Below are 1,358 nucleotides of genomic sequence, written 5' to 3' on the forward strand. Positions count from 1 at the left end.
CGTGCGCAAGGTGCTCATCGCCAACCGTGGCGAAATCGCTGTCCGCGTTGCCCGTGCCTGCCGGGATGCCGGGATCGCGAGCGTGGCCGTCTACGCCGACCCGGACCGGGACGCGCTGCACGTCCGCGCGGCAGACGAAGCGTTCGCGTTGGGCGGTGACACCCCGGCCGCCAGCTACCTGGACATGAAGAAGGTCCTCCAGGCAGCAGCCGACTCCGGAGCTGACGCCATCCACCCCGGATACGGGTTCCTGTCCGAGAACGCGGACTTCGCCCAAGCCGTCCTCGACGCGGGCCTGACCTGGATCGGCCCGCCGCCGCAGGCCATCCGTGACCTCGGTGACAAGGTCGCCGCCCGTCACATCGCCCAGCGCGCCGGCGCGCCGCTGGTCGCCGGCACCCCGGACCCGGTGTCCGGCGCCGACGAGGTCGTGGCCTTCGCGCGGGAGCACGGACTGCCCATCGCGATCAAGGCCGCCTTCGGTGGTGGCGGTCGCGGCCTCAAGGTCGCGCGCACCCTCGAAGAGGTCCCCGAGCTGTACGACTCCGCCGTGCGCGAGGCCGTCGCCGCGTTCGGTCGGGGCGAGTGCTTCGTGGAGCGCTACCTCGACAGGCCGCGCCACGTCGAGACGCAGTGCCTGGCCGACTCGCACGGCAACGTGGTGGTCGTCTCCACCCGTGACTGCTCGCTCCAGCGCCGCCACCAAAAGCTCGTCGAGGAGGCCCCCGCGCCGTTCCTCACCGAGGCGCAGAACGCCGAGTTGTACGCGGCGTCCAAGGCGATCCTGAAGGAAGCCGGGTACGTGGGCGCCGGCACCGTCGAGTTCCTCGTCGGCACCGACGGCACCATCTCCTTCCTCGAGGTCAACACCCGCCTCCAGGTCGAGCACCCGGTCACCGAGGAGGTCACCGGCCTCGACCTCGTGCGCGAGATGTTCCGCATCGCCGACGGCGAGGCCCTCGGCTACGACGACCCGCGGCTGCGCGGCCACTCCTTCGAGTTCCGCATCAACGGCGAGGACCCGGGCCGCGGCTTCCTGCCCGCCCCGGGCACGGTCACGAAGTTCGCCGGCCCCTCGGGCCCGGGCGTCCGCCTGGACGCGGGCGTCGAGTCGGGTTCCGTCATCGGCCCCGCCTGGGACTCGCTGCTCGCCAAGCTGATCGTCACCGGCGCCACCCGCGAGCAGGCCCTCCAGCGCGCCGCCCGCGCCCTCGCGGAGTTCGAGGTCGAGGGCATGGCCACCGCCATCCCGTTCCACCGCGCGGTGGTGGTGGACCCGGCGTTCGCCCCGACCGACGGCACCCCGTTCAAGGTCCACACCCGCTGGATCGAGACCGAGTTCGTCAACGACATCCCCG

1 protein-coding gene is annotated in these 1,358 nt (G+C 72.3%); it reads left to right on the forward strand.

All coding sequences use genetic code 11. The features are described 5' to 3' along the window. Position 1: 1 nt before the first annotated feature. The coding region (locus E6R62_RS37400; RefSeq protein WP_136217902.1) for an acetyl/propionyl/methylcrotonyl-CoA carboxylase subunit alpha at positions 2-1,358 on the forward strand (1,357 nt) is incomplete at its 3' end.

This window comes from Streptomyces sp. A1136 (assembly GCF_004795055.1).
Classification (GTDB): Bacteria; Actinomycetota; Actinomycetes; order Streptomycetales; family Streptomycetaceae; genus Streptomyces.